This is a genomic window from Flavobacterium arcticum, from assembly GCF_003344925.1.
GTDB lineage: Bacteria > Bacteroidota > Bacteroidia > Flavobacteriales > Flavobacteriaceae > Flavobacterium > Flavobacterium arcticum.
In genome coordinates this window covers 1,041,044-1,065,667 of record NZ_CP031188.1, presented here as the reverse complement: position 1 = coordinate 1,065,667, position 24,624 = coordinate 1,041,044, and the positions used below count along the sequence as shown (strand labels likewise).

The window sequence follows — 24,624 nt, the reverse complement described above, 5'->3', positions numbered from 1 at the left end:
TTTTTATTTTTATAAACTATAGTATTCACACCCATCACTAATGAGAAAAGCATTTATAGTTTTCAGTATTACTTTATTATCCATTATTGCTATAATGACCTACATTAACTGGAAATCATCTCTTTTACTATTAATATTTCTTCCTTTAATAATAATGGGGGTATATGATATGTACTTCTGTAAAAAAACCATCCGCCGAAATTTCCCTTTACTGGGTAGGCTACGATATTTATTACAGTCTATGGGACCCGAAATGCGTCAGTACTTTATTGAAACTGATCTTGACGGAAAACCATTTAACCGCCTACAACGAAATTTAGTGTATGACCGTAGCGAAAATTTAGTAAGCACTATGCCTTTTGGTACGCAGCTCAATGTGTACGATGTAGGCTACCAATGGATAAACCATAGTATAAATGCTATACCCTTTGCCGAGATAAATTTAGACCCACGCGTTACCATAGGTTCTTCACAATGTAACAAGCCGTACAAAGCGAGTCTCTATAACATTAGTGCTATGAGTTTTGGCTCATTAAGTAAAAACGCAATACTTGCCCTTAATGCAGGCGCAAAAAAAGGAGGGTTTTACCACAATACAGGCGAAGGAGGGCTATCGCCATACCATTTACAGCATGGTGGCGATATAGTATGGAATATTGGTACAGGCTATTTTAGTTGCCGTGATACTGATGGGCATTTTTCGTATGAAGAATATACTAGGCGTGCCACACTAGATGCCGTAAAGATGATTGAAATAAAATTTTCGCAAGGTGCTAAACCTGGTCATGGCGGTATTTTACCTAAAGAAAAAGTTACTGACGAGATTGCCAACATACGCCTTGTAAATAAAGGACATGATATTGTTTCGCCACCTTATCACTCTGCATTTACAACACCTTTAGAGCTTATCGAGTTTATAAAAGTCCTTAGAAAAGGATCTAAAGGTAAGCCGATAGGAATAAAAATTTGTATCGGAAATAAATCGGAGTTTCTATCCATTTGTAAAGCAATGGTTGCTACAGATACCTATCTTGATTTTATAACGGTAGATGGTGCCGAAGGCGGTACAGGTGCTGCACCACAAGAATATTCTGACCATGTGGGTATGCCCCTGCGCGACGCACTAGCTTTTGTGAGCGATGCCCTAACAGGTTTCGGGATTAAAGATCAAATTAAGATAATAAGTAGTGGTAAAGTTATTACAGGGTTCGACATTATTAAATGCCTTTCTATGGGTGCCGATTTATGCAACTCAGCAAGAGGAATGATGCTTGCTTTGGGTTGCATACAGGCTTTGGAATGTAACACCAACACCTGCCCTACCGGTGTGGCAACACAAGACCCCGACTTAGTAAAAGGGCTTGTGCCTACCGAAAAAAGCGAAAGAGTATACCGTTTTCATAACGAAACCGTTAAAAGCGCTATGGATCTTATGGCATCTGCAGGCATTCATCACCCCAATGGTGTAGATAGAACTGTAGTGAGTACTCGTGTAGACAAAAACAAGGTAGAGACTTATTACGAAAGCTATCCTGAGCTGGCTATAGGCTGTCTGCTGAATGAAGAGTCGGTTCCGCATAATCTATTACCTTTTTGGAGAAAAGCAACTGTAAACCAATTTTAAATATAAAACTCCTGCCGATAAGCAGGAGTTTTATATTTTATTTTTTACCCTAATAATACTCTTTTAGGAATTCTTGGTTTTTAGCCCTGTCCGCAGCATACGTTCTGTACTGCGCATCGGTAAGGACTGATTTTAATTTCTTCTCTCTGTCGGCACTGTATATCTTTATTTTCTTTTCTCTTGCAGGTACTGATTTTACGGTTTTTTTAGCCTTTACAATCCTGTTCAGGTATTCTTTGTTTATTTGTAGTACTTGGTTGTACTGAGCGTCGTTTAACGAGAGTTGTTCTTTCATTTTTACAGTTACAGCTAATGCTCCTTCATCGGCTTTACTTTGCGCTGTTGCGATAGTGGTAAATGTTACTAAAAGTAATACTATAGCTACAGTGCCCTTTAGGGCAGTTATAATCTTGTTCATTTTTTTGATTTTTTTTATAGTTGTTATATGGCAATAGTCATTCACAAAAATATATGATAATTTTAATTAGCTATCCTAAAAACCATTAAATAACAATAAGCAAACATATATAGGGAGACATTCTATTTTCAATACCCCTCATTTTGCAGGTATATACGTCTTAGTAATTTAAGTACTTTCTTGTTTGCAGTCCTTGAGGTAATTTTCCGTTCAAGGACTTCAGTGTTTATATTCAGCAGTTCTTCTGCTAAAGATATATCCGACTCCTGTGCATATACCAAATCCAGTTGTGCCTCATTATGCCTTCTCAGTCTCATTAATACTCTCCCTCTTGTTAACCTGTATGCTGCTTCATCAGGATTGAGCGCAATGGCTTTATCAAAATATTCTACTGCTTTGGAATATTTCCTAAAATGTTTATAGCAAAGCCCCGTGTTATATTGTATTTTATGATTGTCAGGAAATTTATCTACAACGCTTTTATGCAGTTTAAAAGCTTTCCTCATTTTTCTTACGCGGAGATAGCTGTAAGCAAGGTTTACGGTAATTTCGTCTCTTTTAAAATCACCTTTTAGAGCCGTTATATAATCAGGAATAGCCTCATTATGCAAATTTCTCAGCGCACTACACATAGCCCTTAAATAGTATAACTCTTCAGACCCAAAACCAAAACCGATACCTATAACGCATTCTTCACGAGCAAGATCTATATCTAACAAACTGAAATAAAGAGCCGCTTTAATACGATAATACATATCGCCGATATCGGGCTCATTCCTATGGTTTTCGGGTATTGAGTTAAGATAAATAATAGTTTTTTCTGCATCTAAATTATCAAAATCAATTGCAAACTCTATAAGAATCCCCAGATGGAAACCTTCAAAGTTTGAGTTATAAATAGCTATTTGCTCTTTAGCCTTTTCTATTTCTTCTAAATTCCAAAAATGAAATGTTCTCTCAAGTAACTGTCCTAAATAATCAGGATAATGCTCCTTAAAAGGATTAAGCAATGGAGACTCTTTGATAAAGTCATGCAGATTTATCGGTTTATAAAGTCCTTCATCCATTACTTTAAAAGTTACTATTATTTATACTGAATTTATATGAAATTTAATACTAATTTTTAAATAAACATATATAAAAAGCATAATAAAACTAAACCCGCACAGTTTTGCGCGGGTTTAGTTTTATTATGCAGGATCTTTCATTTTAAAAGATTCCATGAATTTTGTAGTATAATTACCTTCAACATAATCTTTCTCATCCATCAGTTGCCTGTGGAAAGGTATTGTAGTTTTAATACCCTCTATAACAAACTCATCAAGAGCTCGTCTCATTTTGCTTATAGCTTCTTCTCTTGTTTGAGCAGTAGTTATTAGCTTAGCGATCATAGAGTCATAATTAGGCGGAATAGTATAGCCTGAATACACGTGTGTATCTAACCTTACACCATGACCACCTGGCATATGCAGGGTAGTAATTTTACCTGGCGATGGGCGAAAATCATTATAAGGATCTTCAGCATTAATACGACACTCTATAGAGTGCATTTCTGGCAAGTAATTTTTACCCGAAATAGGAATACCTGCTGCTACTAATATTTGTTCACGTATTAGGTCATAATCTATTACCTGCTCAGTAATAGGGTGTTCTACCTGAATACGAGTATTCATTTCCATAAAATAGAAATTCCTGTGTTTATCTACAAGAAACTCTACTGTACCCGCACCTTCATACTTAATGTATTCGGCAGCTCTAACAGCAGCTTCACCCATTTTTTCACGAAGTTCATCTGTCATAAACGGCGAAGGAGTTTCCTCCGTTAATTTCTGGTGACGACGCTGTACAGAACAGTCACGCTCACTAAGGTGGCATGCTTTACCAAAAGAATCGCCTACAATTTGTATTTCAATATGGCGAGGTTCTTCGATAAGTTTTTCCATATACATACCGTCGTTACCAAAAGAAGCAGCAGCTTCTTGTCTAGCACTTTCCCATGCTTTTTTAAGCTCTTCTTTCTTCCATACAGCACGCATACCTTTACCACCACCACCAGCAGTAGCTTTTAGCATTACAGGATAACCAAACTCTTTAGCAAGTTTTTCTGTTTGCTCGTATGATTCTAATAATCCGTCAGATCCTGGTACACATGGCACGCCTGCTGCTTTCATAGTAGCTTTAGCACTTGCCTTGTCACCCATTTTTTCAATCATTTCAGGAGAAGCTCCAATAAATTTAATATTATGCTCTTGGCATATTTTAGAAAACTTTGCATTTTCTGAAAGAAAACCATAACCTGGGTGTATTGCATCTGCATTAGTAATCTCTGCTGCTGCAATAATGTTAGACATCTTTAAGTAAGAAAGGTTACTTGGCGGAGGCCCAATACACACTGCCTCATCGGCAAAGCGCACGTGCAAACTCTCAGCATCGGCTGTAGAGTAAACCGCTACCGTTTTAATCCCCATTTCTTTACAGGTTCTTATAACACGTAGTGCGATTTCGCCCCTGTTTGCAATTAATATTTTTTTAAACATCGCTTGAAATTTTAAATTTTGAATTCTAAATTTTAAATTATTTCTCAAAATAGCAAACAACATTTGCTACTCATAATTTAGTATTTAAAATTTCTTTATGATGGATCTACCAAGAATAAAGGTTGGTCAAATTCTACTGGAGAAGAATCATCAACTAATACTTTTACAATTTTACCTGACACCTCAGATTCGATCTCGTTAAATAACTTCATTGCCTCGATAACACAAACTACATCTCCTTTAGAAATGCTAGTACCCACTTCTACAAATGGTGCTTTATCTGGCGAAGGTTTTCTATATAATGTACCAATAATTGGTGACTTGATAGTGATATACTTGTCATCATCATTAGTAGCAACTGGCTCTGCAACTGCAGGTGCTGTAGGTGCAGCAGGTTGTGGTGCTGATGCCTGTGGCAATGCTTGACTTACAGGAAGGTGCTGAACATAGGTAGTTTCGGGAGTTCCGCTTTCTGTAGTAGTTTTTATGGTGATCTTTACATCATCCATTTCTAACTTTACTTCAGTAGCTCCGGACTTAGCTACAAACTTTATTAGGTTTTGAATTTCTCTGATATCCATAATTTCCGAATTTTGTTTTAGTTTGTTTATTTTTTGTCGTACGCCCACTTTAAGTAGATAGACCCCCATGTAAACCCACCTCCAAAAGAAGCAAATATAAGGGTGTCACCTTTTTTAAACTGGTGTTCGAAATCGTTTAGGAGTAAGGGTAAAGTGGCAGATGTAGTATTGCCGTATTTTTCGATATTTATGAGCACTTTAGACTCATCGAGTTTCATTCGTGATGATGTAGCATCAATAATTCTTTTATTAGCTTGGTGCGATACCAGCCAATTTACATCATCGTTTGTAAGATTATTGCGCTGCATTATCTGCTCGCTAATGTCTGCCATATTAGACACTGCATATTTAAAAACGGTTTTACCGTCCTGAAAGACATAATGTTGTTTATTATCAACTGTTTCATGCGAAGGTGGCAGTAAAGAGCCTCCTGCAGGAATTTTAAGAAACTCACGACCTATACCGTCACTTCTTAAAATTTCGTCTTGTAGACCTAGACCTTCATGGTTGGGTTCAAAAAGGGCTGCTCCTGCGCCATCGCCAAAAATTATACAGGTAGCCCTGTCAGTATAATCTATAATAGACGACATCTTATCGGCGCCTATTACTAATACTTTTTTATAACGACCACTTTCTATATAGGCTGCCGCTGTAGACATACCATATAAAAAACTAGAGCATGCTGCTTGCAAGTCATAAGCAAATGCATTTACAGCACCTATTTGTGTTGCTACATATACCGCCGTAGCCGCAACGGGCAAATCTGGAGTTACTGTTGCCAGCAATACCAAATCAATTTCAGCAGGGTTAGTACCCGACTTTTGCAGCAAATTTTCGGCTGCCTTTATGGCTAAGTATGATGTACCTTTGTCTTTATCTTTAAGAATGCGCCTTTCTTTAATACCAGTTCGGCTGGTTATCCACTCATCATTTGTATCTACCATAGTCTCTAAAACCTTATTAGATAATACAAAATCAGGAACATATGCACCAACGGCTGTTATGGCTGCTGTTATTTTACTCATAGGATAAATTTTTCAATCCAAATCACTTGATTTGAAAAGTGGTGGAAATTACAAAAAATTTACAAAAAGGATTGTAATTAGTTACCTTAAATTAAAACTAAAGGGTATTTAACAAAAAAACCCTCACTTTAGTGAGAGTTTTTCCTCAGTTCCTTATACTATTTAAGCTACTGCTTCTTGTTTATCAATAACAACCTGACCTCTGTAGTACATTTTACCTTCATGCCAGTAAGCTCTGTGGTAAAGGTGTGCTTCTCCAGTTACAGGACATGTAGCTATCTGTGGTACAGACGCTTTGTAATGCGTTCTTCTTTTATCCCTTCTCGTTTTCGATATTTTTCTCTTAGGATGCGCCATTTTACTATATTATTTATCCGTTAATAATTTTTTTAATTCGTCCCATCGGGGATCTATTTCATTCTCTTCTTGTTCGTCTTCCAGTTGTGCCTTTGGGGCAAGCTCGTCTAGTTTATCCAGTATATCGGCATCCATAGTGCCATCGCTAAATCCTGGATGTACTCGTTTTGAAGGTACTGATAATACAATCATCTCATAAATGTACTGTGTTACATCTACCTGATAATCGCCATGTTGTAATACAAGTATCTCATCATTTTCATCATTAAACTCATCACCAAATTTTACTACAATTTTCATATTGCCTTCTACTGGCAAATCAAAATCCTCATTACTAAGGTCACACGGAACATTTACAGTACCCTTGTGGTTAAAATGTAGCTCAAACATGGTGCTTTGCTTCTCCAAAACCATATCTACCTTGATATTGACATCGTTATACTCGTCAAAATCAAAAGCATCAAAGAACGTCTTATCTATATCAAAATCAAACTGGTGCTTACCTTGCTTTAATCCTACAAAAGGGATTAAAAATTCTTTATTCACTTTCATTTCGCCAGTTTTTAAAATTATCAAAACCGCTTATTGCCATCCAAACAGTCGCAAAATCATTCCGTTACAACAGTTTTGAGCGTGCAAAGATAAAAAATTATTGCAATTCCAAACATGTTATCAACATTTTTTTGTTTACAACTGTTTCTCTCTGGTTTTCAACGGATTTTTAGTTACATCGGCATATTCTTGTCTGTGATTATAAATATCAAGAGCAAGATATACTGCCTCTTTAAATGAATTATTATCAGCAATACCTTTCCCTGCTATCTCATAAGCAGTACCATGATCGGGCGATGTGCGAATCCCCTCTAGTCCTGCTGTATAATTTACACCCTTACCAAAAGAGAGTGTTTTAAATGGTATCAATCCTTGGTCATGATATGCCGCAATAACAGCATCATACTTTTCATACTGCCCACTACCAAAAAAGCTATCAGCAGAGTAAGGACCAAAAACCATTACTCCCTCTTCAAAGAGTTTTTTAAGCGCAGGCTTTACTACATCGTCATCTTCATGCCCTATCACACCATTATCACCACTATGTGGATTAACACCTAGCACAGCAATTTTAGGTCGATTTACTCTAAAATCTTCTTTCAACGATTTATTTATCGTTAATATTTTTTTTCTTATTAAAGCCTCTGTAAGATGTGCCGACACTTCATTTACCGGAATATGATCTGTAAGCAATCCTACTCTAAGGTCATCTTGCACCATAAACATTAATGCATCTCCCTCAAGCTCTTTATCAAGATAATCTGTATGTCCTGGGAATTTAAAATCTTCCGATTGTATATTGTATTTGTTTATAGGTGCCGTTACAAGCACATCTATATCCTTGGCTTTAAGCGCAGCTACAGCAGCCGTAAAAGACTGTATAGCATACTTGCCTATAGTATCATCATTCTTACCAAAATCGATATTAACACCTTCTTTCCAAACATTAAGCACATTAAGCTTACCTGGCACCACTTGATCAAGACTATCAATACCATATACATTACAATTAATGTTTAATACCTTCTTTATAAACGATAGTATTTTTACATTACCAAAAATAACGGGTGTACAAAATTCAAGCATACGGGTATCCTGAAATGTCTTTAGTATCACTTCGCTCCCCACTCCGTTAAGGTCGCCTATTGATACTCCTACAATTACATTCTCTGCTTTTCTTGTCATGATGCTGTTTTATTGCTACTTTTGATTGTACAAATTTAGTAAAATAAATCAAGGATGTTTACAGGAATAATTGAAACCTCGGGAAGTATTAAACAAATCTCGAAAGACGGCAGCAATATCAATATAACGATAACAAGCACTATTACAAATGAGCTTAAAATAGATCAAAGTGTTTCACACAATGGTATATGCCTTACAGTCGTGGCTATAGAGGGTAACAACTATACTGTTACCGCTATTAAAGAAACGATTGAAAAAACGAACTTAGGGCATTGGCAAGAAGGCGACAGCGTAAACCTAGAGAGAGCCATGAAACTAGGCGATAGGCTAGATGGACATATTGTGCAAGGACATGTAGACCAAACGGCAGTATGTAAACATATAGAAGAAGTCAACGGAAGTTGGTATTTTACATTTGAATACAACACAGACCAACATAATATTACGATTGAAAAAGGCTCGATAACCGTAAATGGAGTAAGCCTTACCGTTGTAAATTCAAAAACAAATGAATTTAGCGTAGCAATTATACCTTATACCTACGAACATACCAATTTTAAAGACTTCAAAGTAGGCAGTATAGTCAACCTTGAATTTGATGTAATAGGTAAATATGTTGCCCGCTTACAAGAATTAAGAAACTAAAAAGAGTTTCTATTTAAAATACAACAACAAATAAGGGCTACCATTTGGTAGCCCTTATTTGTTGTTGTAAGTGAACTATTATTATCTCTTAAGCGCAAAGTGAGCTTTAAACTCTCTAGTTACCATTCGTGTCACTTCACCTGTAACAGGCTCGTCAGTAACAGGATCATTAATAACATTACCATTTGCATCTCTAAGGGTCTCTATAGTGGTTATCTGCTCTACATATGTTACGGTAAACCAGTAATCATCTGCTGGCATTGGGCTTCCGTTGTAGGTACCATCCCAGCCTTCTCCTTGTGAACTAATTTGTTTGATGAGTTTGCCATAACGGTCAAAGATATAGATCTCGGCTCCACCTTGGCTCGATAAACCATAGATGTTCCAATAATCATTATAACCATCACCATTTGGAGTGAAGAACCTTGGATAGTCAATCACATTAACATCTGGGATGTCTACTACGAAGTCTGAACAGGCGTCTTTATCACGTACGTGTACGGTATAGGCGGTGCTTCTCGGGATAACACCTGTAAAGATGTTACTGTCTTGCCATGGTCCATTTTCTAATTGGTACTCATAGTCGCCATAGCCTTCTACAAATACAGTGATTACTTGGTCGTCACTAAAGGCATTGGTCACGCTAAAGCCTACGCCTATTACACTGGCGGGTCCACTTTGTGTTACTGTTACAGGTTCAATAGGGTCGCTAATACAGCCTGTTGCGCTTATGGCTTCTACGGTGTAGCTTCCTACGGCCTCGGCGATATAAATGTTTTCTGTTGCTCCTGCTATAATTTCTCCATAAAAGCCCAAAGGCTAGGTTTTCTTTAGACCCCGCATAGGCTGGGTTTATAACGTTCATGTTATACATGTACTGCGTGTAATGCGGATCCTGTTGGGCACTCATATCGGTAAAGCCTAACAGGGCAATAAGTAGCGATAAGTAAACTCTTTTCATTGGTATGAATAAACTTTAGGTTTGGTGGATATTAGCCTATATGTATTATATTAGTTACTAAATACTAATGCATATAAGCTCGATAAAGATAATTATTTTTACAACATTCAGTATATTCTGTTTAAAGTTTTCATAAAATTGATGTTATATGTGATAATTTCATAATTGGGGTATAAAAAAAGCTCTCTTACAGTCGTAAGAGAGCTTTTTTATTTATTGCTTTGAATGTTTATGCTTTTTTACCCGAAGCTTCAAGGTTACGCTCTATAGTGTGACCTGGACGTGTCCATCTTGGTTTTTCTCCTAGTGGTGCATATTCCGAGTCAGCAGCTTCTACAGTTTGTGGTTGTGAAACTTTAGTAAAAGGTTTTTGTGGTATCATGCCTAGCATCTCAAACATTTTCATGTCTTCGTTAACATCAGGGTTAGGTGTGGTAAGTAATTTATCTCCTGCAAAAATAGAGTTGGCACCTGCAAAAAAGCACATGGCTTGTCCTTCACGGCTCATTTGTGTTCTTCCTGCCGATAGTCTTACTTGTGTTTCGGGCATTACAATACGAGTGGTAGCTACCATACGTATCATTTCCCATATTTCTACAGGTTTTTCTTCTTCCATTGGTGTACCCTCTACAGCTACTAATGCGTTTATAGGTACTGATTCGGGTTGCGGATTTAGAGAGGCTAATGCTACTACCATTCCTGCTCTATCTTCTACACTTTCGCCCATACCAATAATACCACCACTACATACAGTAACATTAGTTTTTCTAACATTATCTATAGTTTGTAGGCGGTCTTCATACCCTCTGGTAGAAATTACTTCTTTATAATATTCTTCAGATGTATCAAGGTTGTGGTTGTAAGCATATAGCCCTGCTTCGGCAAGTCGTTTAGCTTGGTTTTCGGTTATCATACCTAGTGTACAACATACCTCCATATCAAGCTTGTTTATAGTACGTACCATTTCTAATACTTGGTCAAACTCTGGTCCGTCTTTAACATTTCGCCATGCAGCACCCATACATACGCGTGATGATCCTCCTGATTTAGCACGTAGTGCTTGCGCTTTTACTTGTTGTACCGACATAAGGTCGTTGCCTTCTACATCAGTATGGTATCGTGCAGCTTGTGGGCAATAGCCACAATCTTCGGGGCAACCACCTGTTTTTATAGAAAGTAGTGTAGATACTTGTACCACATTAGGGTCGTGGTGTACTCTATGTACTGTTGCTGCTTCATACAGCAAGTCCATTAAAGGTTTATTATATAGGGCTATTATTTCTTCTTTAGTCCAGTCGTGCCTCTTAATCATTAGTAACGAAATTTATTATTGCCCCAAAAGTAACAAATTCCGTTAATGTAATGAAGTACTACTGTGATTAATGCTCATTATGGGCAAGGTCATCTACTGTATCTATTCGTTCTATTTTGTTTTTCCAGATTTGCATCAATGTAAATGATACTATTACAGATGCTGCCATACCCTCTAGAAGTAGTCCCATTGCAAATTGTGGAATAGATGGATCGCCACCAAATATATAGCCTTTAGCATGCTCATCTATATATACTTCGCCTCCTTTATAGTTCGCATAAGCAATAAAACTAAAGATACCAATTACAAGACTTACAAAAGCAGTTAAGAATGCTGAAGATAAATTGGTTAAATAACCATTAATGTGGTCTTTATAGTTTTGCTTTATAGTAAGGTTTACACCATATAATACAAACACGAAGTTGAATAGCCTAAGATAAACATGATCTGTAAGGTTTAAAATTTCCATTAATAAGAAAAAGAGTGCTATACCAATGAAAATGATAATCCCGTTAATGATAACTCTTGAAATTTTCATAATTCTATTTTTTTAGTTACTAAAATTATTTAGGAATTTAGGAGATAGCTTAGGGTGTATATGTTATCTCCAACTACCTTTTTCGGTTTTAAAAAGGTAATTAATTCATATAAAGTTAGTTATAAAAACAATAGATTAAGAGGAATTAGTAAAAGTTTAATATATGTTTAGAAATAATTTTCTGTTTACTCTAAACGATTACCGTCGGCATCATAAAGTACAATCCAGTCATTATGGAAAAAGTAATCCCAATCGGCAGCGGCAAGGTCAGCTTTCTCGTCTATCAATGTTTTCATAGGCGCTCCGTTTATACCGGCTTTACTAGTTACATATACAGCAACATCAAATCCGTCTGCTTTAAAGTGTTTCTTTATACGCTGTGCTGTTTGCCATAGCATATCAGGTTTGGTGCGCATAGACCCAAGCTGCTTACGGGTCATGTAATCTAAAGGTCGGTAGGGTAGTGGCTCGTTATTCGCTTTGTTAATCACCTTAAAATAGGTGTATCCATTTCTGCTGCGCAGCATCATTCTCCAGCTCAGGCGGTGCCCTTCTTCTGTCCATAATACATCTCCTTTTATAAAATGATGTCTTATAGGGAGAAATAGCTGTATAATAAAATAAGGGATAAAGAAATAGAGAAGTATGCTTCGCTTCTCGGTTGTTGTTTCGTAATGAGTAACAACAGGTTTTTTCTTGAAAAACACTTGCCTAATACGCTCTGGTGGGTAAAAGAAAACTACAAAACTTAATGCGAAAAATGGAAAGATACCTATTTGTAATGTTATTGAGTTGAATAGATGAAATACAATTGACGCTATTAGTGCTATAGTTCTTGTTCTTTTATATAATAAAAAGGGTACTATAAGTAAGTCGAATGCTATACCCGCATAGGCAATAAACATATAAAACCATTTTTGTGAGGCAATTTCATGAAACCATCCATTACCACTATGCATAGCAAGTAGATTTTTAGTAAAAGTACCATCTAGCCAATCAGGATAAAATTTTGCTACTGTGGCATAAAAATATACTATTGCTACTTGCGCTATCATTACTACTGAGCACCAAGCAGGCATGGTTAGCTTTTTGAGCGTAGGGTTTTGTTTTGCATCTATTGAGGCATATCTATTTGCTGGAAGAAAAACCATGATAAGGCATACTAATAATAACAGGTAATAGTGATTGTTATAAGATGTTTTTTGCATAAAATATACACCTGCCCACATAATTGTATAAAGCCCTAATGTAAAGCGGTATTTATACCCAAGCATTACTAAAATGCCTAATGTTCCCATTACTAAAAAATAGAAATACATACCATTGCCTGGTAGGGGTTGTAGCCAGTCCATACCAATATGCGAAAAAGTGAATTCAGGATCAATAAAGTTTGACTTTACCCAACCTGTTGCTATAGCGCCATATGTTTCGCAGGCGAGTAAAAACCCGAAAAATATCCTAAAAAGGATAAGAGGTGCATTGTCTATTTCTTTAAAGAGACGATTGTTCATTTCTTGTTTCTTTAAAGTAATTTAAAGTAGCGGTTCTGTCTTCTTCGAGCTGAATTTTAAGCGCATCGACTGATGCGAATTTAACTTCGTCTCGCAGTCTTTTATGGATGTTTATTTTTAACTCTTTGCCGTAAAGATTCTCGTTAAAATCTAAAAAGTTAACCTCTATTGTTCCTGCTGTGCCACCTACTGTAGGGTTAGTGCCAATATTCATCATACCATGCACTGTATTTCCATCTATAAGAGATGAAACAACATACACTCCCTTAGCTGGTATCAGTTTATAATCTTGTTTAATATGGATGTTAGCAGTAGGAAAACCAATAGTTCTACCTAGTTTTTTGCCTTCAATCACTATACCCGATAAAAAATAATTGTAACCCAAAAACTCATTTGCTATAGCAATATCTCCTTTATCTAGGGCGTTTCTTATTTTTGTAGAGCTAACAGATACCTCGTTCACTTCAAGCGCCGATATTTGTTCTACTTCAAAATCATACACTGTACCATAATGTATAAGATCATCAATAGTTGCGGTACGATTACGCCCAAAGCGATGATCGTGCCCTATAATTATTTTACTAATATTTAGTTTATCTACTAAAATGTCTTTTACAAACTCTTCGGCAGTAAGCCTAGAGAAAGCATGATCAAAAGGATGTACTATAAGGTGATCTATGCCATGTTGTTCTAATAAATAAGCTTTTTCGCTCATGGTGTTAAGCAATTTAATATCAGTATTTTGCTGTAGTACCATGCGTGGGTGCGGAAAGAAAGTTAACACAACACTTTCACATCCCGATGATTGGTTGCTTTTTATAAGCTTATCGAGAATGCTTTTATGTCCTTTATGTACTCCGTCAAAAGTACCTAGGGTAACGATGGTTTTGGTTGTGCTACCAAATTCCTGTATAGAATTATATATTTTCAAAAGATTCAGTTATAAAGAGCAAATTTAATTATCTGTTTTTAAAAAGAATAGTATTATTTATGTTTTTAAAATCATACATGGATATTTTACTGTTTTATAAAGTTAAAAAATAACAATTTCTATTTTTTGAAAGTATATTCTTACATTATGATGCATGTTTTACTATTTTAACTTTAAAATAGCAGTCATACACCTGCCTTAATGCATATAATTATTAAATTAGTAGCCTATTAATTATTTTAGAGAAATATATAAAATCATGAAAAGAATTTTACTGCTGGTTATTATTAGTATCGTGTTCGGGTCGGCTAATGCACAGCAATTATGGAATGCTGTGCCTTCAGAACGGTTAAATCATCTTGAAAAGACCAATAGAGTTTCGATACCTTTAAAAAGCCAGACTTTTAGTTTAGATCTTGATGCTTTCAAAACAATTTTAGAAGCAGCCCCATCAAGAGATAACTATACAGCCCCATCTACGGTTATTGTACCATTTCCTAATGGTGAAGGTGAAATAGAGCATTTTAGAATTTATGAAGCTTCTGTTTTACATCCAGATCTTGCTGCACAACACCCTAATATAAAAAGCTACGTAGGACAAGGTATAGAACACCCTGCATCTTCAGTTCGTTTTAGTGTTACTATTTTTGGGTTACACTCTATGATGTTCTCTACAGCAGGTACATCTTATATAGATCCTTATACAAGAGATTTACAAAATTATTTGATTTACAAAAAGAAGGATCTACAAAATCCTCGTCAATTTTTCTGTGGAGTAACAGAAGACGTTCATCAAAATGCGGAACGTTCTCAGAACCAAAATGCACCTCTTTCGGTAAATGCAAGTGATGGTACACTGCGTACTTATCGTCTTGCTATGGCATGTACAACAGAGTATGCACAATATCAAATAGGAGCATATTTTTTGACAGCAGCCTCTTTAGAAGAAAAAAAGGCAGGAGTACTTACTGCAATGAATGTTACTATGACCCGTGTAAATGGGCTTTATGAGAGAGATATGGCAATAACAATGCAAATAGTCCCTGATAATGAAGATATTATTTTTGTAACCTCAGATAATCTTGCCAATAACAATGCAGGAACACTATTAGGTCAAATACAATCAGTTATTAATAATGCTATTGGATCAAGTAATTATGATATAGGACACGTAGTGAGTACGGGCGACGGTGGTATTGCATCACTTGGTAGTGTGTGTAGCTCTGTTAAAGCACAAGGTGTTACAGGTTCTCCTGTTCCTGCTGGAGATCCTTTTGATATAGATTATGTAGCTCACGAAATGGGACATCAATTTAATGCAACTCATACTTTTAATAACTCATTTCAGCGTACTGCTGCTACAGCAGTAGAACCAGGTAGCGGTAGTACTATAATGGCTTATGCAGGTATAAGTGCGCCAAATGTTCAAAATAATTCTGATGATCACTTTCATACTGTTAGTATAGCACAAATGAGTGATTTTGTTAATGGTTCAGGAGGTACTTGTGCTACTGAAACTGCAAATGGTAATTCGGCGCCTTTTGTTGGTTTTCTTTCTAACTATACAATACCAAAAAGTACTGCTTTTATATTAAAAGGTAGTGCTACGGATGCCGATGGTGATGCGTTGACATACTGTTGGGAACAAATAAATGCTAACGGTAGTTCATCTACAATAAATAGTGAACCATCTGCTTTTAGTACAAGTGGTCCTAATTTTAGGTCGCTTTCTCCGTCAGATTCTCCAAATAGATATATGCCACAACTTAATAGTGTATTGGCAGGTAACCTTACCCCAACATGGGAGGTAGTACCTGCTGTAGGTCGTACTTTAAATTTTGCATTAACAGTACGTGATAATCAAATACCTAATGGTGGACAAACAGGAAGAGATGATATCTCTGTTGTAGTAGTAAGTGCTGCAGGACCATTTGAAGTAACTTCTCAAAATACAGGAGGAATTACTTGGGCAGGTAATGGAAGTGAGACTATAACTTGGGATGTTGCAGGAACAACAGGTAATGGTATTAATACTGCAAACGTAAACATCCTTTTATCTACAGATGGAGGACAAAATTTTGATACTATACTTGCCGAGAACACACCTAATGATGGATCGGAAGCTATAACAGTGCCGAATGTAAATGCAACAACATGTAGAATAATGATAGAGGCTGCGGGTAATATATATTATGCAGTAAATAGTAATCAATTCCAAATTAGTGCGACTAATGGTACTGATGATTTTGGGTTACAAAGTTTTAAGTTATATCCTAATCCAAATAATGGCTCGTTCTCTGTTGCTTTCAATTCAGATAATACTAACGATGTTTCGATAGCAGTTCATGATATAAGAGGTAGAGAAATATATAGTAATGATTATGAAAACACAGGAGTGTTTACAGCCAACGTTAATTTGCAAGAGTTGCAATCAGGTATATACTTGGTAACAGTAATTAATGGTGCTAGAAAAGAAATGAAAAAAATTATTATAGAATAGATAGATATCACATTGTTAAATAAAAAAAAGGGAACACTTAGTGTTCCCTTTTTTTTATTTAAAAGTAACCGATATATCTTTAATCTTTTGTGCCTCTACCAGTTCTGGTAGTACAATATGCAACTTATTGTTTTTATACGTTAGGTTTCCTTTTTCAACACTATAAGAGCCCGCTTTACCTTTGCAAAAACACATTACCCCAAAAAGCATTTTAGTGTTTTGTATTTCACCATCAGTATAATCTAAATTTGTACTATCGTTAAAAATTTCAAATACTACTTCTTCAACATAACCAGAGTCGGGTAGTGTAGAGTTGGTTTCCTTAACATAACGATATTTTAGAACACTTGTAGCAGAGTTGTCTTTAATGGTGTAATATAGTTTACCTATATCGTCTGTTTTAATGATGAGGCTTTTATTTTTTAGAACTTCAAAAGTACAATTACCATCTTCAGGACAGGTCGTTATACTCGTTACAGCTTCTGCGTTATCATGTAAGCTTTTTGTACTTCCACAGCTAAATAGTATAAGTAATATAGGTATCAGGGCAATTTTTCTCATTAGAGTCTATTTTTATTAAAATTGAGTACTAATCTACAAATTTAAAGACAAATACTTCATTAATACGCTATATCAATAGTGTTGAGGTGTAAATGTTTAAAATTTTGTAAAACAAATTAGTATATTCGTAAAATTTAACTAACTACACACATGAACAAGAAACTATTGTTATCAATTCTTACCTTAATGGTAATACTGTCTGGCTACTCCCAAAATGCTATATGGAATCGTATTACTACTAAAAACATAGAGAATTTAGAAAAGCTAGAGAGAACATCACAACCTACTACTTTTAATCTTTATAACCTTAATCTCAACAATCTTAAACAACAACTACAACAAGTCCCTATAAAGCAACAAGAACAAAGTTCTAATGTAATATTGCCATTTCCTAACCGTAATGGCGAGTTTAATTATTATCGTATTTATGAAGCCCCTGTAATGCATCATGAATTATCGGCTAAGCATCAAGGTATAAAAACCTATATAGGTCAAGATATAAATGATGCCTCTGCAATAATACGTTTTAGTATTACGCCGTTCGGGTTTCATAATATGCTCCAGTCAGTAAACGGAACTACTTATACTGATCCTTATACTAAAGATTTACAAACCTATATAGTGTATAAAAGAGAAGGGCTTACTACAAGTCAATCCTTTCATTGCGATGTTATAGATAATGGTAACCATAATAATCAGAAAAATGTAAACCAACCTTTAAGTGTTGCTGCTACCGATGGTGTTTTAAGAACATATCGTCTTGCTATGGCGTGTACTATAGAATATGCAGCTTTTCATGTTAATGCCGCCGATCTTAACGATGGTACATTAGCAGAGAAAAAAGAAGCAGTATTAGCAGCTATGGTTATTACAGTTAATAGGGTAAATAGTATTTATGAACGTGACTTGTCTATAACACTAGAGCTGGTTCCAGATAATGAGGATGTTATTTTTATAAACGATGACAATTTTGATAATGCTAATACTGACGGAATATTATTAAACCAAAGTCAAAATGCAATAGATAATGCAATAGGGTTTAATAATTATGATATAGGTCATACAGTAAGTACAGGCGGTGGCGGTTTAGCTCAGCTGTTTTCACCTTGCTCTGGTAGTAAAGCTAGAGGTATTACAGGGTTACCTTCTCCTGTGGGAGATCCTTTTGATGTTGATTATGTAGCTCACGAAATGGGACATCAATTTGGAGGTAATCATAGTTATAATAACTCGTGTAATGGTAATAGGAGTAATGATAATGCTTATGAGCCAGGTAGCGGAAGTACCATTATGGCATATGCGGGTATTTGCGCACCAAATGTACAAAGTAACTCTGATGCTCATTTTCACGCTAATAGTATTGCAGAAATTACAGCATTTATAACTAATTGGGGTGATTGCTCTGAAAATACCATTACAGGGAATATACCTCCTGTTATAGATGCAGGTCTTGATTATACTATACCTTATGGTACACCATTTATACTATCGGGTACAGCTACTGATGCTAATAATGATATAATGACCTACAACTGGGAACAAATGGATAATGAAATATCCGAACAACCCCCATTAGCCAATGCTACCGATGGTCCTAATTTTCGCTCATTACCTAGTAAAGAACTACCAGAAAGATTTATGCCTGATATCGAGAGTGTAATTAATAACGACCTCGCCCCAACATGGGAGGTGATTTCTGATGTAGCACGTGAGTTTAACTTTGCCTTTACTGTAAGAGATAATAATGTAGCAGGAGGACAAACGGTTATAGATTATATGAAAGTAGATGTGTCGGGTACAGCAGGACCATTTATAGTTACGATGCCCAATGCTGCTGTGTCTTGGCAAGCAGGTACACATCAGGATGTAGAGTGGGATGTTGCAGGAACTACTACAAACGGGGTAAATACTCCTTATGTAGATATATTTCTTTCTACTGACGGAGGGTATACCTATCCTGTTATATTGGCTGCCAAAGTACCTAATGATGGTAGCGAAATAGTTAGTGTGCCCAACTTGCTAGGTAATGCTAATAGAATAATGGTTAAAGGGCATGATAATATTTTTTATGATATTTCGAATACTAATTTTACCATTATAGCACCAGCAACTACTATGGCAATAGCTGTAAGTGGCGCACAAAATATAGCTAACTGTATAGGTAATGAGGTTAGTTATGAACTAAACTATAATGCCTATTCAGGTTTTAATAGTGATACTACATTTGCTGTAACGGGCAATCCTGATGGTACTACTGTAACATTTAGTCCAGAAATTATTGTAGCCGATGGAACGGTAACCATGACTGTCGTTACAACAGAGAGTACTCCTGCAGGGTTTTATACTATGCCAGTAGTTGCTACGTCAGGCGGGGTAACAAAAACTATAAATGTATATCTTGACTTGATAGATGCTAACTTTGGGACATTAAGTCTAATTTCTCCTGTAAATAGTGCTACACAAGTGTTTGATCAAACTTCTTTTGATTGGGTTGATGTTGCTAATGCTACAGGTTATCAGATAGAGGTAGCAGGAGATGAAAATTTTACAGATATAATTATAGATGCTATTATAACAGATAGTAACTATATAGCTGTATTAGAAGGATCCGAGCAATATTACTGGAGAGTGCGCCCTATTAACGAGAACTGCTCTGGTAGTTATAGTGATATTAATGGATTTGTTACAGGTATTACCGAATGTAATGATTACACTGCTACCGATGCACCTGTAATAATACCAGACAATACTACATCTATAGTAAACTCTGTAATTGCAGCAACAGGCGATGCACCGATACAAAAAGTAAGTGTAACTCTTGATATAAGCCATACTTGGGTGTCCGACCTTACTGTTACATTAATTAGCCCACAGGGTACAGAAGTACAGCTTTTTAGTGATGAATGTGATGATGCAGATGATGTACAAGCTACTTTTGATGATAGTGGAGAATTATCGGTTTGTGGCACAGTACCTGTTTTAAGCGGTGTGATACAGCCTGATGAAGCACTTTCAATATTTAATGGAGAGCTACCTGAAGGTGAATGGATGTTAGAATTATCTGATGTTTTTGATGAGGATGGAGGAGCTATCAATAGTTGGAGTCTTACTATTTGTACTACTGAAGAAGCTACTGCAATTATTGAAAATAACCTGTTTACTAACTTTACATTATATCCTAATCCTAATAATGGGGATTTTACCATACGATATACCTCTGCTACGGGCGATGATATTAACGTAATGGTACACGATATAAGGGGTAGACAGCTTTTGAGTAATACATATAGAAATACGGGGCTGTTTGAAAATAACCTTTCTTTAGGCACAGTTGAAGCAGGAGTTTATTTAGTAACGGTACAAGATGGCAGTAATAAAATTACTAAGAAAATAGTGGTGCAATAAGTAACCTAAACATATAAATAAAAAAGAGGAGGTTTTTAACCTCCTCTTTTTTATATTTAAGCAAAATTTAAAAATGAAATCAAACCTATTTGCTGTAAGTATTGTTATATATATAATAGTTATACAGGTGCTAAGCTTATTTTTTAGTATAGGTGGTTTAATGATAATACACTATAACACTATAGATATTGTTTTTTTCGGCTCAGCGTTACTATGGTTGCTGCTTACAATTCCTGTAGTGAAGCTCTTGTGTTATTACTATATGTATAGTGAGCGCAAAATAATACTTTATCTGTACTGTATTATAGCATTAGTTATGTATGTGGGAGGTAATCGTCTGATTTCCTATTTAGCGGAGATGAGAGATGTAGATAGTGTAAGTGTGTTTAGGTTTCTTTTGTATGAAGACTTGAAATTAATAGATTCAGCGCTTCTTACTTTAGGCATTATAGTGTATCGTAATTATTTGTTTAAAGATTAAATAATAGAGTAAAACTAGGTTTAATAATTTTGGTATTTATTTTCCGTTAAAACTATTCATAGTATTGGCAAGTCCTGCCAATGCAAAAGATTTTATAGCCTCTGTTGCTGTTTCTAGTCTTTCAGGTAGTTTTGTTTTTTCTTCTTCATCCCATTCGCCAAGTACATAATCTACCTGCTTTCCTTTTTTAAATTCATCGCTTATCCCAAAACGAAAGCGCGGGTATTGATTGGTGTTTAATAACTGTTGTATGCTTTTTAGTCCATTATGTCCACCGTCGCTACCTTTGGCTTTAATACGAATACTACCAAAAGCGATGTTTAGGTCATCTGTAACTACAAGTAAATTTTCTATAGGTATATTTTCTTTCTCTAACCAGTATTTTACAGCCTTACCGCTGAGATTCATATAGGTATTTGGCTTTAATAATATAAGTGTGCGTCCTTTTATTTTATATTCGGCTACCGCACCTAGTTTTGCAGTAGCAAAGTCAAGTCCTTCTTGTTGTGCTAGTTTATCAAGTACTTTAAAGCCTATATTGTGGCGCGTGTTTACATAGTCGGCACCTATGTTGCCAAGTCCTGCGATAAGGAATTTCTTCATGGGGTCTGTAGGTTCTTTTGCTTCTTTTTTAGCAGTAAAAAGATTAGTAAGCCATTTCATAACGGCAAAGATAAAATTTTTTGATATTGTTTACAGGTAAAGAATTGACATAAAACAAAAAGCGCTCCATTTGGAGCGCTTTGTAGTATTGAAAAAAGAAATAATTATTTTTTCTTTCCTGCAGCTTTTTCTGCTTTTGCAGCCTCTTGAGCAGCTTTCATAGCAGCACGAGAAATTCTTACTTGCGCAACAACAGTGTTATCTGGGTGTAGCAATTTGAAATCGTTAGCTTCAATTTTAGTTACATAAAGTTTGTTACCCATTTCAAGTCCAGAAATGTCGGCTACAACAAAGTCAGGAAGGTTAGCAGGTAATGCTTTTACTTTAAGTTTACGTTGGTTAAGGCGTAATACACCACCACCAAGTACACCAGGAGATGTTCCTGTAACTTTAACAGGTACTTCCATAGTGATTTCCTTGTCATCATAAAGTTGGTAAAAATCCATGTGAAGGATTTTATCACTTACAGGATGAAACTGTATGTCTTGTAGGATAGCGTTATACGTTTTTCCTGCAAGGTCAATTACTACAGTGTGTACTTCTGGAGTGTAAACAAGGTTTTTAAAAGCCTTTTCTTCTGCAGTAAAATGTACTGGCTTGTCTCCTCCGTATAACACGCAAGGAACCATTCCAGCATTACGTGCGGTACGCGTTGCCGCTTTACCCACGCTTTCTCTTTCAGATCCGTTGATCGTAATTGATTTCATTGAAATAAAATATAGTTAATAAATAATAAATTACATTAAAAATTTCCCGCTTATCGAGTTGTTAAGGTGCACTTTGTGCATCACTTCGGCAAACAGGTCTGCGCAAGTTATTACGCGTATTTTGCTGCTTTGTTTTTTCAGCGGTATACTGTCAGTCACAATAAGTTCTGACAATTTAGAATTCTCTATTTTCTCATAAGCATCACCCGATAATATAGCATGTGTACATATAGCTCTTACGCTTAGTGCGCCTTTTTCTATCATTAGATCGGCTGCTTTTGCAAGTGTTCCACCAGTATCTATCATATCATCTACCAGTATTACATTGCGTCCTTTTACTTCACCTATCAGCTCCATAGCTTCTACTACATTAGCTGCTTTGCGGTGTTTGTAACATATTACAACATCACTTTGCAAAAACTTAGAGTAGGCATAAGCTCTTTTAGAGCCCCCCATGTCTGGAGAGGCAATAGTCAAGTTTTCTAAACCTAATTCTTTAACGTGTGGTAAGAATATGGTCGAAGCAAACAAGTGATCTACTGGTTTTTCAAAGAAGCCCTGTATTTGATCTGCATGCAAATCCATTGTCATAATTCTTGTTGCACCTGCCGACTCAAGTAGTTTAGCTACCAATTTTGCTCCTATTGGAACTCTTGGTTTATCTTTTCTGTCTTGTCTAGCCCATCCAAAATAAGGTATAACGGCAGTTATATGTCTTGCCGAAGCTCTTTTGGCTGCGTCTATCATTAATAGAAGCTCCATAAGATTATCAGAATTTGGAAATGTTGAACATACAAGAAAGACTCTTAAACCTCTTATAGATTCTTCGAATGAAGGCTGAAATTCACCGTCACTGTATTTAGAGAACGTAATTTTACCTAGCTCTACTCCATAGCTTTGCGCTATTTTTTCGGCTAAGTACACACTTTGAGAACATGCAAATATTTTCGCTTCCGGCTCGTGGTATGACATTTTTTAAATGGTTGTTTTGTAGTTAGTTAGTGTTGCGTTGTGTTACGAGGTGCAAATTTATAAATTTAATTGAAGTATAGAAGTAATTTATCATGTATTTTTCCTCAAATTAAATAATAATTTTTACATTTGCACCCACAAATAAACCAAATGCCTGGATGGCGGAACTGGTAGACGCGCACGACTCAAACTCGTGTACTTAGGTGTGTGGGTTCGATTCCCACTCCAGGTACTTAAAAGGCGACTCTTAACTAAGAGTCGCCTTTTTTATTTTTAATATAATTATTTAATTATAAGCTCTTTAATAAGGATGTAAGCACCCATAACTAGTACAAAATATCCGAAGCCGGTTTTTAATTTATGACCCTCTATTTTCTTTGAGGCATAAATACCAATAAAAATACCAATAATTGAGGCTAATGTAAAAGGAATTAAAAATGCCCAATCTATAATTTGAGCGTTGATATCTCCTACAAAGCCTGCCAAAGATTGTATTGCTATTATAAAGAGAGAGGTACCTACAGCCTTTTTAATAGGCAGTTTTGCTATGAAAATTAATGTGGGGATAATTAAAAAACCACCACCTGCACCAACAGCGCCTGCTAATAACCCCACACCTATACCACTTATAATCAGTTTTATATTTGATACTTTAAAGTCGTTGTTTACAACGGTTGATGATGTAGACCTGATCATTTTTATAGCTGCAGTTACCATAACTATAGCAAAAATCAACATTAATAATAATGATTTTGTTACATTTCCATAATCTGTTTTTATAATAATATCGGGTAGTGAGGGTATTATATATGCACGAACCCAATAGGCTGTGAGTAACGAAGGTATTCCAAAAATAGCGACAAGATTAAACTTTACGTTATGGTAAAAAGCATTACGAATTCCTCCTACAAGAGCGGTACTACCTACTACAAAAAGCGAGTAACCTGTAGCTATAACAGGATCAAACCCCAAAATATATACTAATATTGGCACGGTAAGTATAGAACCTCCACTGCCTATAAGTCCAAGAGAAATGCCAACTAGAAGCGCAAGGAAATAACCTGATAAAACTAAAAAATCCATAAATTGACTTTCTTATTATATTTTGCTAAATTATAGGATAAATACTGCAATTGTGGTAACAAATGTTACAGAAAG

23 protein-coding genes, 1 tRNA gene and 1 pseudogene are annotated in these 24,624 nt (G+C 35.8%); 6 read left to right on the top strand and 19 right to left on the bottom strand.

Going from position 1 to position 24,624, the window contains the following annotated elements:
* Positions 1 to 40: 40 nt before the first annotated feature.
* Positions 41 to 1,624: an FMN-binding glutamate synthase family protein gene (locus DVK85_RS04835; protein ID WP_114677349.1), complete on the top strand. Its 1,584-nt coding sequence runs from the start codon at positions 41 to 43 to the stop codon at positions 1,622 to 1,624.
* Between the two features lie 49 nt (positions 1,625 to 1,673).
* Here DVK85_RS04835 and DVK85_RS04830 read toward each other — a convergent pair whose 3' ends face one another.
* The 8 genes from DVK85_RS04830 to pdxA all read right to left on the bottom strand — a co-directional run bounded on the left by DVK85_RS04830 (position 1,674) and on the right by pdxA (position 8,279).
* A complete protein-coding gene (locus DVK85_RS04830; protein WP_114677348.1) occupies positions 1,674 to 2,042 on the bottom strand; it encodes a hypothetical protein in 369 nt (122 codons plus the stop codon).
* 128 nt (positions 2,043 to 2,170) lie between these two features.
* Positions 2,171 to 3,109 (bottom strand): tetratricopeptide repeat protein, encoded by a 939-nt coding sequence (locus DVK85_RS04825; protein ID WP_114677347.1) that lies wholly within the window; start codon positions 3,107 to 3,109, stop codon positions 2,171 to 2,173.
* 123 nt (positions 3,110 to 3,232) lie between these two features.
* On the bottom strand, positions 3,233 to 4,579 hold the full coding sequence (accC, locus tag DVK85_RS04820; protein WP_114677346.1) for an acetyl-CoA carboxylase biotin carboxylase subunit: 1,347 nt from the start codon (positions 4,577 to 4,579) through the stop codon (positions 3,233 to 3,235).
* A 95-nt stretch (positions 4,580 to 4,674) separates the two neighbouring features.
* Positions 4,675 to 5,160: an acetyl-CoA carboxylase biotin carboxyl carrier protein gene (gene accB, locus DVK85_RS04815; RefSeq protein WP_114678986.1), complete on the bottom strand. Its 486-nt coding sequence runs from the start codon at positions 5,158 to 5,160 to the stop codon at positions 4,675 to 4,677.
* 26 nt (positions 5,161 to 5,186) lie between these two features.
* Positions 5,187 to 6,185 (bottom strand): beta-ketoacyl-ACP synthase III, encoded by a 999-nt coding sequence (locus DVK85_RS04810; protein ID WP_114677345.1) that lies wholly within the window; start codon positions 6,183 to 6,185, stop codon positions 5,187 to 5,189.
* 162 nt (positions 6,186 to 6,347) lie between these two features.
* Positions 6,348 to 6,542 carry a 50S ribosomal protein L32 gene (rpmF, locus tag DVK85_RS04805; RefSeq protein ID WP_035133354.1) on the bottom strand — a complete coding sequence of 65 codons (195 nt, stop codon included), beginning with the start codon at positions 6,540 to 6,542 and terminating at the stop codon, positions 6,348 to 6,350.
* A gap of 9 nt (positions 6,543 to 6,551) precedes the next feature.
* Entirely contained in the window at positions 6,552 to 7,094 is a 543-nt protein-coding gene (locus DVK85_RS04800) for a YceD family protein (RefSeq protein ID WP_114678985.1), read from the bottom strand.
* Positions 7,095 to 7,229: 135 nt separating this feature from the next.
* Complete coding sequence (pdxA, locus tag DVK85_RS04795; RefSeq protein ID WP_114677344.1) at positions 7,230 to 8,279, bottom strand: 4-hydroxythreonine-4-phosphate dehydrogenase PdxA; 1,050 nt, start codon at positions 8,277 to 8,279, stop codon at positions 7,230 to 7,232.
* 54 nt (positions 8,280 to 8,333) lie between these two features.
* On the opposite strand from pdxA, the gene DVK85_RS04790 reads away from it, so the two are divergent.
* The gene (locus DVK85_RS04790; protein WP_114677343.1) at positions 8,334 to 8,924 is read left to right on the top strand and encodes a riboflavin synthase; all 591 of its coding nucleotides are present in this window, start codon (positions 8,334 to 8,336) and stop codon (positions 8,922 to 8,924) included.
* Between the two features lie 81 nt (positions 8,925 to 9,005).
* Here the strand turns inward: DVK85_RS04790 and DVK85_RS13655 are convergent, their stop codons facing one another.
* The 6 genes and pseudogenes from DVK85_RS13655 to DVK85_RS04760 form a co-directional block, all read right to left on the bottom strand.
* A complete protein-coding gene (locus tag DVK85_RS13655) occupies positions 9,006 to 9,365 on the bottom strand; it encodes a T9SS type B sorting domain-containing protein (RefSeq protein ID WP_241209610.1) in 360 nt (119 codons plus the stop codon).
* 358 nt (positions 9,366 to 9,723) lie between these two features.
* Positions 9,724 to 9,885 (bottom strand): annotated as a pseudogene (locus DVK85_RS13650) (type IX secretion system membrane protein PorP/SprF); the annotation flags it as partial.
* A gap of 229 nt (positions 9,886 to 10,114) precedes the next feature.
* Positions 10,115 to 11,197 (bottom strand): biotin synthase BioB, encoded by a 1,083-nt coding sequence (gene bioB / locus DVK85_RS04775; RefSeq protein ID WP_114677340.1) that lies wholly within the window; start codon positions 11,195 to 11,197, stop codon positions 10,115 to 10,117.
* Positions 11,198 to 11,264: 67 nt separating this feature from the next.
* Positions 11,265 to 11,735 carry a hypothetical protein gene (locus DVK85_RS04770; RefSeq protein WP_127960551.1) on the bottom strand — a complete coding sequence of 157 codons (471 nt, stop codon included), beginning with the start codon at positions 11,733 to 11,735 and terminating at the stop codon, positions 11,265 to 11,267.
* A 185-nt stretch (positions 11,736 to 11,920) separates the two neighbouring features.
* Positions 11,921 to 13,246 (bottom strand): HTTM domain-containing protein, encoded by a 1,326-nt coding sequence (locus tag DVK85_RS04765; protein ID WP_114677338.1) that lies wholly within the window; start codon positions 13,244 to 13,246, stop codon positions 11,921 to 11,923.
* Positions 13,227 to 14,177, bottom strand: coding sequence for a bifunctional riboflavin kinase/FAD synthetase (locus DVK85_RS04760; RefSeq protein ID WP_114677337.1), 951 nt, complete (start codon positions 14,175 to 14,177; stop codon positions 13,227 to 13,229). The genes DVK85_RS04765 and DVK85_RS04760 overlap by 20 nt, the downstream gene beginning before the upstream one ends.
* A 259-nt stretch (positions 14,178 to 14,436) precedes the next feature.
* On the opposite strand from DVK85_RS04760, the gene DVK85_RS04755 reads away from it, so the two are divergent.
* Positions 14,437 to 16,677 carry a zinc-dependent metalloprotease gene (locus DVK85_RS04755; protein WP_114677336.1) on the top strand — a complete coding sequence of 747 codons (2,241 nt, stop codon included), beginning with the start codon at positions 14,437 to 14,439 and terminating at the stop codon, positions 16,675 to 16,677.
* 54 nt (positions 16,678 to 16,731) lie between these two features.
* On the opposite strand, the gene DVK85_RS04750 is transcribed toward DVK85_RS04755, so the two are convergent.
* Positions 16,732 to 17,238 carry a hypothetical protein gene (locus tag DVK85_RS04750; RefSeq protein WP_114677335.1) on the bottom strand — a complete coding sequence of 169 codons (507 nt, stop codon included), beginning with the start codon at positions 17,236 to 17,238 and terminating at the stop codon, positions 16,732 to 16,734.
* Positions 17,239 to 17,388: 150 nt separating this feature from the next.
* On the opposite strand from DVK85_RS04750, the gene DVK85_RS04745 reads away from it, so the two are divergent.
* On the top strand, positions 17,389 to 20,643 hold the full coding sequence (locus DVK85_RS04745; protein ID WP_114677334.1) for a reprolysin-like metallopeptidase: 3,255 nt from the start codon (positions 17,389 to 17,391) through the stop codon (positions 20,641 to 20,643).
* A 73-nt stretch (positions 20,644 to 20,716) separates the two neighbouring features.
* Positions 20,717 to 21,124: a hypothetical protein gene (locus DVK85_RS04740; protein ID WP_114677333.1), complete on the top strand. Its 408-nt coding sequence runs from the start codon at positions 20,717 to 20,719 to the stop codon at positions 21,122 to 21,124.
* A 36-nt stretch (positions 21,125 to 21,160) separates the two neighbouring features.
* Here DVK85_RS04740 and pth read toward each other — a convergent pair whose 3' ends face one another.
* From pth to DVK85_RS04725, 3 genes are all read right to left on the bottom strand, one after another.
* Positions 21,161 to 21,787 carry an aminoacyl-tRNA hydrolase gene (gene pth / locus DVK85_RS04735; RefSeq protein WP_205431300.1) on the bottom strand — a complete coding sequence of 209 codons (627 nt, stop codon included), beginning with the start codon at positions 21,785 to 21,787 and terminating at the stop codon, positions 21,161 to 21,163.
* Between the two features lie 104 nt (positions 21,788 to 21,891).
* Positions 21,892 to 22,494, bottom strand: coding sequence for a 50S ribosomal protein L25/general stress protein Ctc (locus DVK85_RS04730; RefSeq protein ID WP_114677332.1), 603 nt, complete (start codon positions 22,492 to 22,494; stop codon positions 21,892 to 21,894).
* A gap of 30 nt (positions 22,495 to 22,524) precedes the next feature.
* Complete coding sequence (locus DVK85_RS04725) at positions 22,525 to 23,466, bottom strand: ribose-phosphate pyrophosphokinase (RefSeq protein WP_114677331.1); 942 nt, start codon at positions 23,464 to 23,466, stop codon at positions 22,525 to 22,527.
* Positions 23,467 to 23,618: 152 nt separating this feature from the next.
* Here DVK85_RS04725 and DVK85_RS04720 point away from each other — a divergent pair.
* Positions 23,619 to 23,698, top strand: a tRNA-Leu gene (locus tag DVK85_RS04720).
* 50 nt (positions 23,699 to 23,748) lie between these two features.
* On the opposite strand, the gene DVK85_RS04715 is transcribed toward DVK85_RS04720, so the two are convergent.
* Entirely contained in the window at positions 23,749 to 24,549 is an 801-nt protein-coding gene (locus tag DVK85_RS04715; protein ID WP_114677330.1) for a sulfite exporter TauE/SafE family protein, read from the bottom strand.
* Positions 24,550 to 24,624 lie beyond the last annotated feature (75 nt).

Coding starts and splice junctions, on each gene's coding strand:
- DVK85_RS04835 (WP_114677349.1), top strand. CDS start 41: ATGAGAAAAGCATTTATAGTTTTCAGTATTACTTTATTATCCATTATT.
- DVK85_RS04830 (WP_114677348.1), bottom strand. CDS start 2,042: ATGAACAAGATTATAACTGCCCTAAAGGGCACTGTAGCTATAGTATTA.
- DVK85_RS04825 (WP_114677347.1), bottom strand. CDS start 3,109: ATGGATGAAGGACTTTATAAACCGATAAATCTGCATGACTTTATCAAA.
- accC (WP_114677346.1), bottom strand. CDS start 4,579: ATGTTTAAAAAAATATTAATTGCAAACAGGGGCGAAATCGCACTACGT.
- accB (WP_114678986.1), bottom strand. CDS start 5,160: ATGGATATCAGAGAAATTCAAAACCTAATAAAGTTTGTAGCTAAGTCC.
- DVK85_RS04810 (WP_114677345.1), bottom strand. CDS start 6,185: ATGAGTAAAATAACAGCAGCCATAACAGCCGTTGGTGCATATGTTCCT.
- rpmF (WP_035133354.1), bottom strand. CDS start 6,542: ATGGCGCATCCTAAGAGAAAAATATCGAAAACGAGAAGGGATAAAAGA.
- DVK85_RS04800 (WP_114678985.1), bottom strand. CDS start 7,094: ATGAAAGTGAATAAAGAATTTTTAATCCCTTTTGTAGGATTAAAGCAA.
- pdxA (WP_114677344.1), bottom strand. CDS start 8,279: ATGACAAGAAAAGCAGAGAATGTAATTGTAGGAGTATCAATAGGCGAC.
- DVK85_RS04790 (WP_114677343.1), top strand. CDS start 8,334: ATGTTTACAGGAATAATTGAAACCTCGGGAAGTATTAAACAAATCTCG.
- bioB (WP_114677340.1), bottom strand. CDS start 11,197: ATGATTAAGAGGCACGACTGGACTAAAGAAGAAATAATAGCCCTATAT.
- DVK85_RS04770 (WP_127960551.1), bottom strand. CDS start 11,735: ATGAAAATTTCAAGAGTTATCATTAACGGGATTATCATTTTCATTGGT.
- DVK85_RS04765 (WP_114677338.1), bottom strand. CDS start 13,246: ATGAACAATCGTCTCTTTAAAGAAATAGACAATGCACCTCTTATCCTT.
- DVK85_RS04755 (WP_114677336.1), top strand. CDS start 14,437: ATGAAAAGAATTTTACTGCTGGTTATTATTAGTATCGTGTTCGGGTCG.
- DVK85_RS04750 (WP_114677335.1), bottom strand. CDS start 17,238: ATGAGAAAAATTGCCCTGATACCTATATTACTTATACTATTTAGCTGT.
- DVK85_RS04745 (WP_114677334.1), top strand. CDS start 17,389: ATGAACAAGAAACTATTGTTATCAATTCTTACCTTAATGGTAATACTG.
- DVK85_RS04740 (WP_114677333.1), top strand. CDS start 20,717: ATGAAATCAAACCTATTTGCTGTAAGTATTGTTATATATATAATAGTT.
- pth (WP_205431300.1), bottom strand. CDS start 21,787: ATGAAATGGCTTACTAATCTTTTTACTGCTAAAAAAGAAGCAAAAGAA.
- DVK85_RS04730 (WP_114677332.1), bottom strand. CDS start 22,494: ATGAAATCAATTACGATCAACGGATCTGAAAGAGAAAGCGTGGGTAAA.
- DVK85_RS04725 (WP_114677331.1), bottom strand. CDS start 23,466: ATGTCATACCACGAGCCGGAAGCGAAAATATTTGCATGTTCTCAAAGT.
- DVK85_RS04715 (WP_114677330.1), bottom strand. CDS start 24,549: ATGGATTTTTTAGTTTTATCAGGTTATTTCCTTGCGCTTCTAGTTGGC.